At 53.2% G+C, this 13828-nt stretch carries 11 protein-coding genes; 8 read left to right on the top strand and 3 right to left on the bottom strand.

All coding sequences use genetic code 11. From position 1 onward, the window contains the following. The first annotated feature begins 12 nt into the window (after positions 1 to 12). The gene (locus NW211_RS00435; protein WP_087408135.1) at positions 13 to 744 is read left to right on the top strand and encodes a YebC/PmpR family DNA-binding transcriptional regulator; all 732 of its coding nucleotides are present in this window, start codon (positions 13 to 15) and stop codon (positions 742 to 744) included. Positions 745 to 853: 109 nt separating this feature from the next. On the opposite strand, the gene NW211_RS00430 is transcribed toward NW211_RS00435, so the two are convergent. Continuing rightward, positions 854 to 1330, bottom strand: coding sequence for a DUF695 domain-containing protein (locus tag NW211_RS00430; RefSeq protein ID WP_087408134.1), 477 nt, complete (start codon positions 1328 to 1330; stop codon positions 854 to 856). Positions 1331 to 1568: 238 nt separating this feature from the next. Between NW211_RS00430 and NW211_RS00425 the strand changes: the two genes are divergently transcribed. Together NW211_RS00425 and rmuC are read left to right on the top strand one after the other, a co-directional pair. Beyond that, on the top strand, positions 1569 to 2384 hold the full coding sequence (locus NW211_RS00425; RefSeq protein WP_258326493.1) for an SGNH/GDSL hydrolase family protein: 816 nt from the start codon (positions 1569 to 1571) through the stop codon (positions 2382 to 2384). Positions 2385 to 2419: 35 nt separating this feature from the next. Next, positions 2420 to 3784 carry a DNA recombination protein RmuC gene (gene rmuC, locus NW211_RS00420; RefSeq protein WP_258326492.1) on the top strand — a complete coding sequence of 455 codons (1365 nt, stop codon included), beginning with the start codon at positions 2420 to 2422 and terminating at the stop codon, positions 3782 to 3784. A 91-nt stretch (positions 3785 to 3875) separates the two neighbouring features. Here rmuC and NW211_RS00415 read toward each other — a convergent pair whose 3' ends face one another. Beyond that, the gene (locus NW211_RS00415) at positions 3876 to 4793 is read right to left on the bottom strand and encodes a bile acid:sodium symporter family protein (RefSeq protein ID WP_087408131.1); all 918 of its coding nucleotides are present in this window, start codon (positions 4791 to 4793) and stop codon (positions 3876 to 3878) included. A 185-nt stretch (positions 4794 to 4978) separates the two neighbouring features. On the opposite strand from NW211_RS00415, the gene NW211_RS00410 reads away from it, so the two are divergent. Continuing rightward, positions 4979 to 5860 carry a T9SS type A sorting domain-containing protein gene (locus NW211_RS00410; RefSeq protein WP_258326490.1) on the top strand — a complete coding sequence of 294 codons (882 nt, stop codon included), beginning with the start codon at positions 4979 to 4981 and terminating at the stop codon, positions 5858 to 5860. Positions 5861 to 5966: 106 nt separating this feature from the next. Here the strand turns inward: NW211_RS00410 and NW211_RS00405 are convergent, their stop codons facing one another. Further along, on the bottom strand, positions 5967 to 7028 hold the full coding sequence (locus NW211_RS00405) for an endonuclease (protein ID WP_087408129.1): 1062 nt from the start codon (positions 7026 to 7028) through the stop codon (positions 5967 to 5969). Positions 7029 to 7593: 565 nt separating this feature from the next. Between NW211_RS00405 and NW211_RS00400 the strand changes: the two genes are divergently transcribed. The 4 genes from NW211_RS00400 to NW211_RS00385 all read left to right on the top strand — a co-directional run bounded on the left by NW211_RS00400 (position 7594) and on the right by NW211_RS00385 (position 13827). Further along, the gene (locus NW211_RS00400) at positions 7594 to 10584 is read left to right on the top strand and encodes a TonB-dependent receptor (RefSeq protein WP_258326489.1); all 2991 of its coding nucleotides are present in this window, start codon (positions 7594 to 7596) and stop codon (positions 10582 to 10584) included. 24 nt (positions 10585 to 10608) lie between these two features. Then, positions 10609 to 11631 (top strand): DUF5689 domain-containing protein, encoded by a 1023-nt coding sequence (locus tag NW211_RS00395; protein WP_087408127.1) that lies wholly within the window; start codon positions 10609 to 10611, stop codon positions 11629 to 11631. A 51-nt stretch (positions 11632 to 11682) separates the two neighbouring features. Beyond that, the gene (locus tag NW211_RS00390) at positions 11683 to 12843 is read left to right on the top strand and encodes a DUF6359 domain-containing protein (protein ID WP_258326484.1); all 1161 of its coding nucleotides are present in this window, start codon (positions 11683 to 11685) and stop codon (positions 12841 to 12843) included. Positions 12844 to 13035: 192 nt separating this feature from the next. After that, on the top strand, positions 13036 to 13827 hold the full coding sequence (locus NW211_RS00385) for a sulfide/dihydroorotate dehydrogenase-like FAD/NAD-binding protein (RefSeq protein ID WP_258326483.1): 792 nt from the start codon (positions 13036 to 13038) through the stop codon (positions 13825 to 13827). Position 13828: the final 1 nt, after the last annotated feature.

Raw genomic sequence — 13828 nt, 5'->3', positions numbered from 1 at the left:
TAAAATTATCCTATGGGAAGAGCTTTTGAATATCGTAAAGCCAGAAAATTGAAGCGTTGGGGCAACATGGCCCGTACGTTCACGAAGATTGGTAAGGAAATCTCTATTGCCGTAAAAGCCGGCGGTCCCGATCCCGATGCCAACCCCCGTCTGCGCGTGCTGATGCAGAATGCCAAAGCCGCCAACATGCCCAAAGAGAATGTAGAACGGGCTATCAAGAAAGCATCGTCGAAAGATGCCGGTGATTATAAAGAGGTCGTTTACGAAGGATACGGGCCTTTCGGTATCGCCATCGTTGTAGAAACCGCTACCGACAACACCACCCGTACCGTAGCCAACGTGCGCAGCTACTTCAACAAGGCCGGCGGTTCGCTGGGCACGACGGGTAGCCTTTCGTTCCTCTTTGACCACAAGTGTGTGTTCCACATCAAACCCAAAGAGGGTGTGTCGCTCGAAGACCTCGAACTCGAAATGATCGACTACGGCGTAGACGAGCTGGAGGCCGACGACGAGGAAATCGTACTCTACGGCGAGTTCTCGGAGAACAACAACATCCAGCACCACCTCGAGGAGGCCGGCTATGAGATTATCAGCGCCGAATTTGAGCGTATTCCCAACGACGTGAAGGAGGTGACTCCCGAACAACGAGCCTCGATCGAGAAGCTTATCGAGCGTTTCGAAGAGGATGAGGATGTGCAGAACGTATTCCACAACATGAAGGAAGAGGACGACGAGGAAGAGTAAAATCTGTACAAGAGTCGTAAACCGATAAACAAAAAGGGAGAGCCCGCACGATGGTGTCGAGTTCTCCCTTTTGTCTTATCCGGGATGAGGCAGCCGGGGCTGGAGGTGGTTACTCCTCGGGGCTGTCGTCGTATTCGTCGATTTCGCAGTCGTCGTCCTGTCCCTTCAACTCACACATCTCGCGGTATTCGTTCCACTCGGGATCTTTCTCGGTATAGATGGTGATAGGCAGGGTCTCGAAGGGGGCGAGAGCTTCGTTGAGGGTGCGGCCGAAAGCGGGGATGTTGCGGGTGTAGAACACCCAGGTACGCTCGCCGTCGCCCGTATAGATGCCGGTGAAGATAGCCAGTTTGTCCTTCTCCATGGCCCGTTTCAGAGCGGTTTGTGCCTCCTCCATGAGTTCGCTGGTCTTTTCGGTGGGCATGCCTTTGCTGTCGGGCTCGTATTTCCAGGTGATTTCGACCCGCTCCTTGAACTTGCCCGATTGAATGAACGGCTCGATTTCGGTACGGCCCGAAACGATAATCATGTGGTCGTTGTTTTCGGCTTCGGTAAGGGCCGAGAACCATACATCTCCTAATTTCATACGCTGGAATTTTTGTCGGTTATGGTTACAAATGTAATTATAAAAGTGAGAATGGAGAAATTTATTGTCGGTTTGTGGGGGAGAAGTGCGAGAATATTTGCGGGGGAATGATTTTTTTCGTTTGTCTCTGTTCGTGTCATTTAATATCTTTGTCAAATAATTGTGTATCGTTGTATCGTGTAGTCCCATGAACCGTCTCTTGCGTTGTTTATGTCTTACTCTTTTACTCTTTATAACGATGTCGTGCGATACCGTTTGGGAAGAGAAGGCGACAGGTAAGTTGGAAGTTCCCGATAAGGCTCTGTTTATCGGGAATTCTTTGCTGTTGGGTAATGGTACTTTTGGCATGAATGCGACTTGTGAGGATTGCGATTATCACGCTATCCTGCAGAAGCGGTTTCTGGAAAAGAATCCGGCGTATACCGACATACGGTTGTCGGGGACGGGGTTCGAGGCTTGCGAGAATGAGAAGCAGCAGAGGGCCTGGTTGGAAAACATGTTGCAGCCCCGGTTGAGCGACGATTTGGATCTGGTGGTCGTGCAGATTGGCGAGAATGTAAACACACAGAGCAAGCGAGCTGCTTTTGTGCAAGGGGCCAGAGCGCTTGTCAGGACCATAAGAAGCGGAGCACCTCGGGCCCGTATCGTGTGGATGTATGGCTGGTACGCTTCGAATCAGGTTACGACGGCGATAAAGGATGCCTGTCGGCCTCACGATGTGGCGCTTATTACGATAAACGATATTCGCTCTGCTGCCAACAGCAGCTCGATAGGGACTGTCGTGACCCGTACGGAGCCGACGTCTCAGACTTTGAAATATACCCGTTATGCCGTGCTGCCGGACAATCGTTTGCAAATCGATTTCACGATTGGCGGGCGAGCGTACCAGGCAACCGTGCAGGTGACGGGATATAGCGATAATGTCGAAGCAAAGACCCTGACCTGGCAGGGATACGAAACGATTACTACCGATGAGGGTGTGGCTTCTCACCCCGGTGACAGGGGCTTTGAGCAGATTGCCCGGCGGTTTTTCGAGGTGCTGCGGATAGATTGAGAATAATTGATAGATAATAATTATTGGATATAACGATGATGGCTGTATTGATTGGTATATTGGCGACGCTGGTTGTAGCTGCCGTGGTGTTTTGGTTTCTGTACAACTCGCGACGCAAGGGTTGGCAGGAGACTTTGAGTGAGAGAGCCCGCGAAGCGGAGGAGTTGAGGGTGCGCAACGGTGTGCTCGAGGCGCAGGTGAACAGTTGCACGGCTCGGTTGGCCGAGTTGCAGGCACAGCTCGACGTGGCCAGTCGGGAGCGGGAGCAACTGAATCGCGAGAAGGGCGACTTGCAGGCACGCAACCAGGTGCTCGTCGAGAATATGGAGGTGCAGAAGCAGGAGGTGCAGCGGGTGCGCCAGGAGATGAACAACGAGTTCAAGGTGCTGGCCAACGAGATTCTGCAAGAGAAATCGAAGAGCTTCTCGGAGTTGAACCGGGAGCGGTTGGCCGAGGTGCTCAACCCGCTGAAGGAGCGGCTCGAGGGTTTCAAGAAGACGGTCGAGGAGACCTACAGCAGCGAGGCTCGCGAGCGGTTTTCTCTGAAGGAGCAGATCAAGGAGCTGGTGCAGCGTAGCGAGACCATAGGTGTAGAGGCCAAGCAACTGACCCAGGCGTTGCGGGGCGACTCGAAGATTCAGGGCGACTGGGGCGAGATGATATTGGAGAGTATTCTCGAAAAGTCGGGGTTGGAGAAGGACCGCGAGTATTTCATTCAGGAGACGTTGCGCGACGACGAGGGTCACACGATACAGAGTGCCGAGGGCCGCAAGATGCGTCCCGACGTAATTATCCGTTACCCCGGCGGCGACAACCGCCAGATGGTCATCGACTCGAAGGTGTCGCTCACGGCCTATGTCAATTATGTGAATGCCGAGACGCCCGAAGAGGCTGCCGCCGCGCTGAAGCAGCATCTGGCTTCGGTCAAGAAACATATCGACGAACTGTCGAACAAGAGTTATCAGGACTACGTGGGCAAGGGCGATCATGTGATGATGTTCGTGCCCAACGAGGCAGCCTACCTGGCTGCCATGCAGGCCGACCATTCGTTGTGGCAGTATGCCTATGACCGGCGGGTATTGCTGTTGAGCCCGACCAACCTGATTGCGGCTTTGAAGCTGGTGGCCGACTTGTGGCAGCGCGACAAGCAGACGCGTCACGCCATCGATATAGCCGAGGAGGCGGGCAAACTGTACGACAAGTTTGTGGGCTTCATCGACGACATGGAGAAGATTGGCAAGGCGTTGGGAACGGCCAACACCACCTATGGCGAGGCGATGAAGAAGTTGAAGAACGGTACGGGCAACCTGATAGGCCGTGTGGAGAAACTCAAGGGCATGGGCGTGAAGGCCAAGAAGAACCTGCCGGCCACGACCGGCGACGACGAGTCGGCCGATTAGCGGTGGCTTGCGACCACCCCCTGTTTGAGGGGGATAATAATCATTTGTGATTCGATTGGAATCGTGGCGGGGTGGTAACCGGGAGTGACGGTTATCGGTGGGCCGCTGCGCGTTTCTCTTTCAGGTAGAGCTGGTAGCTGTTGATGCTGTTTTGCCAGATGATGTACGAGGCTGGACCTATCGAGGTGATGGGCGAGAGGTAAGTCAGAGCCATCCAGATGGCCAGCACCGTATTCTTCTGACCCAGACCCTGGGCTCCCGATATTTTGTCGCCATATTTCCCGCCGATTTTACGACCCAGATAGAACTGCCCTACACAGGCCACGAGCGAAAGCAGCGCGATGGCAATTTCGAAAGGTACCGATTCCCAACCTTGTTCGATGATAAAGGTGACCGCTTTGCCCACTACGAGGAAAAGCGATACGGCCCACATGTAGAACGAGAGGGCCTGCCGGTTCTTCAACTCGTTGTGTATGCGGGGGAAGAATCGTTGCAGTACGAGGGCGATGACCAGAGGCAAGATGAGCAGCGGCAGTACCTTGCTGCAGATGATGAGGAAGGAGTCGACAAACGAGATGTCGGCATGTACACCCATGAAGGCAAAGATGAGAGGCGAGAGCAATGCCACGGCCAGGTTGCTGACCAGACTGTAGGAGACCAGCGTGGATACGCTGCCGCCCAGCATGCCGGTGATGACGGGGGCCGCCGTCGCCGTAGGGCAGAAGAGGCAGATGAAGGTACCTTCGGCAATGATGGGGTCCCAGAAGTAGAGAGCTCCGAAGACTATAAGCCCGCCGATAATCTGTATGGAGAGTAGCCCCCAGTGCAGGGGTTTGATGCTCAGCTCTTTGATGGAGATTTTGCAATAGGTGACCAGCAGCATGGCAAAGATGAGGCAGGGTGCCAGCAGGGTGGCCCAGTAGGCAATGGCCCGGGGGAACAGATAGCCGGCTACACTCCCGGCAATCATGGCCGTGGGCAGCATATAAGTCTTTGCTTTGGGTGACATGGACAATACCTCTTTTGGGAAATTTTTGCAAAGTAATGCCAAACCGGCGATAAACGCAATGTTTTTGTTTGAAAAGAGTTTAAAGCCAGATTGATAAAAAGGGGGCATGGGGTAGGTATTCTTGTGAATATGGTGTAAATTTACCCCAACGGTACATTAGACCCAATCTAAAATATAGTGTAGTTATGCGAAAAATCATGTGGTGGGCCCTCGTGTGGGGCTCGATGGGGCTGGCGCAGTCGGCCGAGTATGCCTATGTGCCCCTGGTACGCGACGGTGCCGAGTGGGGCTATTCTCAAGAACTCTTTGGCAAGAGCTATTACCGCAATCTCATTCAGGGCGACACCGTGGTGAACGGCGAGTCGTACAAGCGGTTTTATACCTTCCAGGGCTGTGAACCTACGGCCGACGAGAACCTGGCCTTTGTGCGCGAGGCCGACAAGAAGGTTTACATCACTTTTAACCAGGAGCTGATGCCGGTCGAGAATCTGTATAGCCACGAGTTTCTGATTTACGACTTCGGGGTCAAGGTGGGCGAGGCGGTGGCTCACTTCGACTGGATGACCCAAACTCAGGTAAACTCTACCATCAGCCGGATTGATACCATCGAGGTGGGCAATACCTTGCGGCAACGCTTTTGGGCCGATGGCTCGGTGCTGTGGATCGAGGGGCTGGGTGTGGAAGAGGGCGACTGGTTGCGACCGGGTTGCTCGGGCGAAACGAGTGGTTTCGACACGCACGACCGGCTGGTCTATGCCCAGGCTCCCGACGGTACGGTAGAGTATGCCACGGCCGATGCTGCCAACGACCCCTGTTACAGCGGAGTGGACGAAATCGATAACGATAGTTGGCGCATGGCCCGCCAGGGCGACCGGCTCGAGATTACCTGTGCCGAGGGTGAGTTCGAGGTGGTCGAGTTGCTCGACCTTTCGGGACGTGTGCTCTGGTGCGACTATCTCTCGGGCGAGACGCAGGTGTCGATACCGGTGAGCGACTATCCATCGGGCATCTATATCGTGGCTCTTTCGTCGCACGACCGACGGGTAGCTCGTCGCGTGGCGTTGTGACAGCAGACCCGGTATGACGGTAAAAGCACGAAGAGCCGCAGCGACGCTGCGGCTCTTCGTGTATTCATACTACATACTATATATTATATAGGAGAGTCGGGAGAAATTATTCTACCTCTTTGGCCAGGTAGATGAGGGTGGGGAAGTGGTCGCTGTAACCGTTCAGGTAGGCACCGGCGGCGTGGGTGCGCAGAGGATACCCTTTGTATTTGCCCTCTTTCTGTTTGAGGAAGTCGCGGTTGAAGACCTCGGAGCGGATATACTTCAGGGTCGAGCGGTCTTTCCCTACCAGATTGGACGAGATGATAATCTGGTCGAAGAGGTTCCAGGCACCGTTGTAGGCCAGTGTGCCGATACCGCGGTCGTACATCTCCCACATGGTGTTGAAGAATCCGCCGGGTTTCACCTCCTGTTGTTTCTTCTTGGCGCCCAGTACCACCTTGCAGCTGTTGTTGGTGGGGTCGTCGTTGAGGTCGCCCATGATGATGACCTTCGAATCGGGGTCGGCAGCCAGCAGCGAGTCGGCCAGATGTTTGGTGAGAGCGGCAGCGGCCTCGCGTTTGGGGCTCGACTGTTTTTCACCGCCCAGGCGAGAGGGCCAGTGGTTTACGATGAAGTGCACGCGCTCACCGGCCAAGCGGCCCGATACCACCAGTTGGTCGCGGGTGAGGAGGTTGGGGAACTCTTGGGAGTGGAGTCGGGCACTGCTGCTCGACTCGACCGTAAACTGGTCTTTGTCGTAGATGAGGCCCACGTCGATACCCCGGGCATCGGGCGAATCGTAGTGCACGATACCATAGTTGCGTTGAGCCAGCTTGCCGGTGTGGATGAGGTCTTCGAGCACCTGTTGATTCTCCACTTCGGAAACACCGATTACGGCCGGGCCGTTTTTCAGCTTGAAGGGGCTGGTGTTGTCGGTGGCAAAGTTGCTGATGGCAAAAGCGAGGTTGTTCAGTTTGTTGCGGTATTTCAATCCGCCCCAGCGGTAAGAGCCCGAAGGGGTAAACTCCTCGTCGTTTGTGGCGGGGTCGTTGATGGTGTCGAACAGGTTTTCGAGGTTGTAGAAGGCTACGGCGTATATGGCAAAGTGTTTCTTTGGCGTTTGAGCTTGTGAAACAGTCGAGCCCAATAACAATACGGCAAGTAGCAACAGTCCTATTTTTTTCATAGCGTGTGTGAAATTTTTTTGTTTTTGAAATTTTCAATTTTGGATTAAATGGGCTGCAAGATAGTTCAATTTGGGAAATATGCGAAATTTTTGGGGATAAATCTCTGCTACAAATGAGAAGAAACCAGGATACCGGGAGGCGGAAATCTGTTGTGCGTGATTTTTAAATATTTGAAATATAAATTGTTATAGGCCCACTAAAGGTGCCGGGGCGAAACGTAACAAACTGTGAGCCGAAGAGAATGCATAAGATTCCGTTTTGTGCATAGAGTTGCAGGTTCCTGGCAGAGTGATAGATTAAGGGTTTGAAATTTAATCGATTTGGCCTTCGAACTTTCCATTTGTACACAAAACGAGGGGGCTAAGGGATTACAATTTAACACGATTGTAATGAAATATTCCTTTCGTAGATGTTTGTATAATGAAAAATAATCTTTTAATTTGCAAATTCCTTTCCTCCTCATTTTTTCAGCGGGGACGGGGCGATGACTGAAGTGTGGAAATACAGATAACACAATATATAATTAAACCTTTTGATGTAATGAATCGTAAACAATGGTTATTGATGGCATTGCTTCTTCTGGTACCTGCCCTGGTGCAGGCCGCGACGGTGAGAGGCGTTGTCGTTGACTATGAAACAAACAAACCTATTGCGAATGTGAAAGTGACGATACGGAAATCGTCGGCAATTACAGATCTGGATGGTAAATATGAGTTGAAGCGAGTGCGTGAAGGAGCCGTTTCGGTTGTCTTTACAGCTGCGGACTACAAGGTTCATTCGGTCGATTATGTAGTGGAGCAGGGAGACAATACCCTGAACATGACGCTCGACGAAAAGCGTGCCGACGAGTCGCTCAACCAACAGGCCCTCGAGGATAATATCTTTGAACTCGACGAGTCGATGTTCGACGAAGAGGGCAGCGCTGCTTCCCAATCGGCTTCGTATCTGTCGGGTGCAGCCGACGATGTCTATCTGCAGGCTGCCAGCTACTCCTACAGCCCCATGCGCTTCAATGTGCGCGGTTACGAGCAACGGGAGTCGTCGACCTATATCAACGGGGTTAATTTCAACGACCTGGAGCGTGGTCGTTTCAACTACTCGAGTCTGGGTGGCTTGAACAACGCCATGCGTAACAAGGATGCTGTGAACGGTCTCGAGATGCCGGGCTATGCCTTCGGTTCGCTGGGTGGAACGACCAACATCAACACCCGCGCCACCAGCTATGCCGCCGGTACCAACGTGAACGCCGCCTATACCAACCGTGCTTACAAACTGCGCGGACAGGCCATCCACTCGACCGGTATCATGGATAACGGCTGGGCCTTCACCGGGTCGGTCGTTTACCGCTGGGCCGACGAGGGTCGCACCGAGGGTACGTTCTACAACTCGTTCGGTTACTTCCTTGCTGCCGAAAAGGTGCTCGACAATCATCGGTTTGCCTTTACAACCTTCGGTGCTCCTACCAAACGGGCTCAATCGGCTGCCGTATCGCAAGAGGTCTATGACTACCGCGGTATCTATTACAACCCCTACTGGGGCTATCAGAACGGCGAGAAACGCAACTCGCGTATCGTACACAGCTACGACCCCACCGCTATCTTCAACTGGGATTGGAAAATCGACGACCGCAGCAACCTGGCTGCCGGCTTGGGTTTCCACTACAGTATGTACAGCAACTCGGCCATTTCGTTCTACAATGCGCCCGACCCCCGTCCCGACTACTACCGCAACCTGCCCAGCTGGCAATACTATCAGTTGGGTGTAAACGGTCCCGACGATGTATATAACGCCTACTATGGCGAGGTAAACAAAGACCTGGCCAACCAACTGGCCGACCTGTGGCGTGCCGGTGATCCCGACATTACGCAAATCAACTGGGATGCCATGTACAGCGCCAACTACACCAACAACGTGGTGAACCCCAACGGTAGCGCCAAGTACATTTTGGAACGTCGTCACAACGACTTGATGGAGATTCCCTTGAATTTCCTCTATACCAACCAGCTGAACAGCAAGCTGAAACTTACTGCCGGCGTTGAGGCCAAGTATGCCAAGGGCATGCACTACAAGACCATCGACGACCTGCTGGGCGGTAACCAGTGGATAGACATCGACCAGTTTGCCGAGCGCGACTTTACCGACAACCTCACCATCATACAAAACGATGTGGACAACCCCAACAAGGCTGTGCGCAAGGGCGACGTATTCGGTTACAACTACAACATGCACGTCATCAAGGCTTCGGTATTTGCCCAGAACGACTGGAAGTTACCGCTCTTCGACATCTACTATGCCGCACGGTTGTCCTACACCTCGTTCCAACGCGAAGGTTTGATGCGTAACGGTCGTGCCGAGGTTATCGGTGCCCAGTCGAAAGGTTTCGGCAAACAGCTCTATTTTGTAGATCCCAGTATCAAGGCCGGTATCGTGTATAAGATCGACGGTCACAACCGCTTGTCGTTCAACGCTCTGGCCGAGTCGCGTGCCCCGCTGGCCGGCTATGCCTATGTGGCTCCCCGTGTGAAGGATACGCAGATACGGGGTCTGAAGTCGGAGAAGGTATTCTCGGGCGACCTCACCTATCAACTGAATACGTCGGTGGTAAAAGGTCGTGTAACGGCATTCTTCACCGAGTTCCGCGATGGAGTGGAGAGCTCGGGTTACTACCACGACGAGTTCCGTACCTATGTGAACCACACCCTCTCGGGCGTGAACAAACGTCACATGGGTGTCGAGGCCGGTGTGAGCGTGAAACTCAACAACAGCTTCACCGTGTCGGCTGCCGGTACCTATGCCAGCTACAAATACACCAACAACTGCTGGGGTACGATGAGCGCCGAGAACGGCATGAACCTCTTCACCGAGCAGTTGCCCGTGATTGTCGACGGCCGTGCTCCCTCGACCGACTACACCGAGCGGGTATACACCGAGGGTCTGCATGTGAGCAACGGTCCGCAACTGGCCGCCAGCATCACCATCGACTACTTCCACCCCAAGATGTGGTTTGCCGATGTGACTCTCTCGTACTTCGACAACAACTACCTCGACTTCTCGCCCTCGCGTTTCACCCACATGAACATGTATGGCGGCAAATACCCCAACGAGGTAGGTCTGGAGCAATATTACAACGGTTACCGCATCATCGGTATCGACAAGAACGGACAGACTTCGATGGTATGGGGATTCGACCAGAACACGGGCAAACCGGTGCTGCTGCAAAACGTATCGGGTGGCGACGGTTCGGACATCGTGAAGCTCTACAACCAGAAAGAGATGATCGGTTCGCAAGAGAAACTCAAAGGCGGGTTCATGCTCGATGCCTCGATCGGTAAACTCATCTACCTGAACAACCGCAAGCAACAGCTCAACATCAACTTGAGCCTGAACAATATCCTCAACAACACCGGCATGATAACCGGCGGTTATCAACAGGGCCGTGTAAGCCGCGACAACAAGAGCGTGACCAAGGATATTCAGTCGGTCGACAAGTTCCCCAACAAATACTATTACGCCTGGGGCTTCAACATGTTCCTCAACGTAGGTTTCAAATTTTAATCAACCCATACAAGAGATATAGATATGAAACAACTGAAATATATCGGAGCCGTACTGCTCGCCCTGACGATGTTTACGGCGTGTGAAAAAGAGTTCGATGCCATACCCGAGGAGATTGCCACCGTGCCCGAGGGCAGCGCCGAGGCTTGGGCTCAGACGGTGACCATCAAAGACCTTATCGAGAACTTCGATACGAAAGAGGGGCTGTTTACAATCGACACGATCGATTCGCCCAACGACATCGTGGTGCGCGGCCGCATCATCACCGACGACCGTGCCGGCAACGTGTATAAATACTTTGTGATTCAGAGCCTCGAGGACGACCACACCTGTCTGAAGGTGTCGGTCGATGCCGGCAGCCTGTCGGGTATGCTCCCCATCGGTCAGGTGGTAGCCATCCGCTGCAACGGCCTGGTATTGGGCCGCTATGCCGGTGCTCCCCAACTGGGTGTGCGCGGATACCGCAACGACAACAAGATACGCGAAGAGCCGGGTCGTATTCCCTACACGCTGGCTATGAAACATATCCAGAAAATCGGCAACCCCGACCCCTCGAAAATCGTAATCGAGGAGATGACCCTGAAACAGATTACCGAACTGGATAAGTATGGCTACTTCAAGATTGTAAAAATCAAGAATGCCTACTTTACCGGCTACGATTCGGACGGCAAGAAACTGAACGACGTGGTATATCCTTTCCCCACCGACGGACAGGGTGTGACGACGGCTTTGGCCAAATATGGTCAGAACCCCACCTTTGCACCGGCTACCTACGACAGCAGCAAGAAGTACAACATCGGTTTCCCCCGCTCGCGCGAGATTGCCGACGATAGCGGCAACACCACGAGCGTAAGCATCTCGACCAGCGAGTATGCCCGCTTTGCCGACCGTCGTCTCCCGGTATTCGGTTCGGATAACCGCGGCGACATCACGGCCATCGTAGGTTGGTTCCAAGACAATGCAGCCTATGCCGGTTCGTGGCAGTTGACCATCCGCTCGCTCGACAACCCCTTTGCCGACCTCGAGGGCTTTGAATTTCCCGAATAATCAATATGATACTATGATACAATAACCTCAAATAATTTAAATATGAAAAAAATGAGAAAATTTGCATGGATTTTTATGGCAGCTATGACGGTTGCCGGATTTTCCGCTTGTTCGAACAGCGATGACGATGTACTCCCCGGCTTGGGTGGAGGCGGTAATGGTGGTGGACCTACTACGACTCCCTCTGTCGTAATTACCGATACCATCTATCAGTTCAACAACATCGAGGCAGACTATACTCCCATCAACGAGCTCTGCCCGGGTTGGACGCACGAGATTGTTTCGCCGGTTGACGACGACCGTACCTGGCAAAGCAAGACCTTTAATAACAGCACGGCAGGTGTAACCGAGAAATACATCCAGGCTACGGCTCACGACAAAAGCGACAAGAATGCCGGCAAGACCTACGAGTTGTGGATGATCTCGCCTGCCTTGAATGTGAAAGATGCTGCCAACAAAGTATTCTCGTTCTATAGCGAGGGCGCTTACTGGCAAAGCACTTCGTCGCTCGAGGTATATGTACTGAACGAGCCCAAATCGACCGCTTCGAGCAAAGAGAAACTGAATGTAACTTTGGCTACTTCGACCAACCCCGGCGGTAACTTCAAAGGCTGGGTGGCTTCGGGTGATATCAGCCTCGAAGGCAAAGGTGACCTCGTTTACATCGGTTTCCGTTATGTAGCACAAGGCGGTAACAGCAATTCGACGACTTACTGCATCGACGACTTCGCCTTCGGTCGCGCTCAGGTTGAGCACTTTATGGGTGAAGGTGGTGGCGAAGAGCCCGAGCCTACTCCCGATGTAGACTGGTCGAAAGCCATCAGTGTAGCTGAGGCTCTCACTCAGGCCGACAACTCGACTTTTGCCGTGAAAGGCCACATTGTAGGTTGCATCAAGAACAGCCCCTCGAAGACTTTCTACGAATCGTTTGCCGAGGCTCAGGCTGCCGGTGACATCGAATGGGCCGGTGCTGCTGCCTTCACGGGTTACAGCCAGGTATTTATTGCCGACGATGCTGCCGAAACCGACGGTACGAAATGTATCTTGGTAAAACTGAACGATACCGATGCTGCCAAGGCTTTGAGAAACGAGGCTAAACTGGAAGGAAACCCCGATCGTATCGGTATGACTATCTATGTTCAAGGTTTGAAGAAAGCCAACTACGGTCTGCCCGGTGTTCGTGAAATCACGGCTTACAAAGTGGGCGAATAATCGATTGCTTATAAAACCTATTGAAGGGAGAGCTGCCGTAAGGTAGCCCTCCCTTCGTTTGTTATGCGAGTGCGGGTTGTGTTGTTTTATCTGAAAATGGAGAATAATTTTGGCTCGGGATACAGCAGTTTTGCCAAAAAATTAGCAACTTTGAGGTAGGATTCTTTAGGAAAGAGATTACAAGGATATATCATGAATAAGATTGTAGCGAAAGAACACTTTTCGGAAAAAGTGGTAAAACTGGTGGTAGAGGCTCCCCTCATTGCCCGGGCCCGCAAGGCCGGTCACTTTGTGATTGTGCGGGTAGGCGAGAAGGGCGAACGCATTCCGCTCACCATTGCCTCGGCCGATGTCGAGGCCGGCACCATCACGTTGGTGGTACAAGCTGTGGGTAAGTCGTCGGCCAAGCTGTGTGCCCTCAATCCCGGCGACTATATTACCGATGTGGTAGGCCCGTTGGGCAAGGCGACGCATATCGAGCGTTTCGGCACCGTGGTGTGCTGCGGCGGCGGTGTGGGCTGTGCCCCGCTGTTGCCTATCGTCGAGGCCATGAAGGCAGCCGGCAACCGGGTGATTACCGTGCTGGCTGCCCGTACCAAAGAGCTGATTATTCTCGAGGAGCAGATGCGCAAATACTCCGACGAGGTGATTATCATGACCGATGATGGTTCGTATGGTCAGAAGGGTCTGGTGACCCAGGGTGTCGAGGAGGTAATCAAGCGCGAGAAGGTGGACCTGTGTGTGACCATCGGGCCGGCCGTGATGATGAAGTTTGTCTCGTTGCTTACCCAGAAATACAATATTCCTACGGTGGCCTCGCTCAATACCATCATGGTCGACGGTACCGGCATGTGCGGTGCCTGCCGTATCACGGTGGGGGGAAAGACCCGTTTCGTCTGCATCGACGGGCCGGAGTTCGATGCCCATCAGGTCAATTTCGACGAGCTGCTCATGCGGTTGTCGTCGTATAAAGATGTGGAATAAA

The sequence above is a fragment of the Barnesiella sp. ET7 genome, assembly GCF_024733785.1.
In the GTDB taxonomy this organism is placed as follows: domain Bacteria; phylum Bacteroidota; class Bacteroidia; order Bacteroidales; family Barnesiellaceae; genus Barnesiella; species Barnesiella merdigallinarum.
This window is presented reverse-complemented; position numbering and strand designations above follow the sequence as displayed.

Coding starts and splice junctions, on each gene's coding strand:
- NW211_RS00390 (WP_258326484.1), top strand. CDS start 11,683: ATGAGAAAATTTGCATGGATTTTTATGGCAGCTATGACGGTTGCCGGA.
- rmuC (WP_258326492.1), top strand. CDS start 2,420: ATGATGGCTGTATTGATTGGTATATTGGCGACGCTGGTTGTAGCTGCC.
- NW211_RS00425 (WP_258326493.1), top strand. CDS start 1,569: ATGTCGTGCGATACCGTTTGGGAAGAGAAGGCGACAGGTAAGTTGGAA.
- NW211_RS00385 (WP_258326483.1), top strand. CDS start 13,036: ATGAATAAGATTGTAGCGAAAGAACACTTTTCGGAAAAAGTGGTAAAA.
- NW211_RS00410 (WP_258326490.1), top strand. CDS start 4,979: ATGCGAAAAATCATGTGGTGGGCCCTCGTGTGGGGCTCGATGGGGCTG.
- NW211_RS00395 (WP_087408127.1), top strand. CDS start 10,609: ATGAAACAACTGAAATATATCGGAGCCGTACTGCTCGCCCTGACGATG.
- NW211_RS00400 (WP_258326489.1), top strand. CDS start 7,594: ATGGCATTGCTTCTTCTGGTACCTGCCCTGGTGCAGGCCGCGACGGTG.
- NW211_RS00430 (WP_087408134.1), bottom strand. CDS start 1,330: ATGAAATTAGGAGATGTATGGTTCTCGGCCCTTACCGAAGCCGAAAAC.
- NW211_RS00435 (WP_087408135.1), top strand. CDS start 13: ATGGGAAGAGCTTTTGAATATCGTAAAGCCAGAAAATTGAAGCGTTGG.
- NW211_RS00415 (WP_087408131.1), bottom strand. CDS start 4,793: ATGTCACCCAAAGCAAAGACTTATATGCTGCCCACGGCCATGATTGCC.
- NW211_RS00405 (WP_087408129.1), bottom strand. CDS start 7,028: ATGAAAAAAATAGGACTGTTGCTACTTGCCGTATTGTTATTGGGCTCG.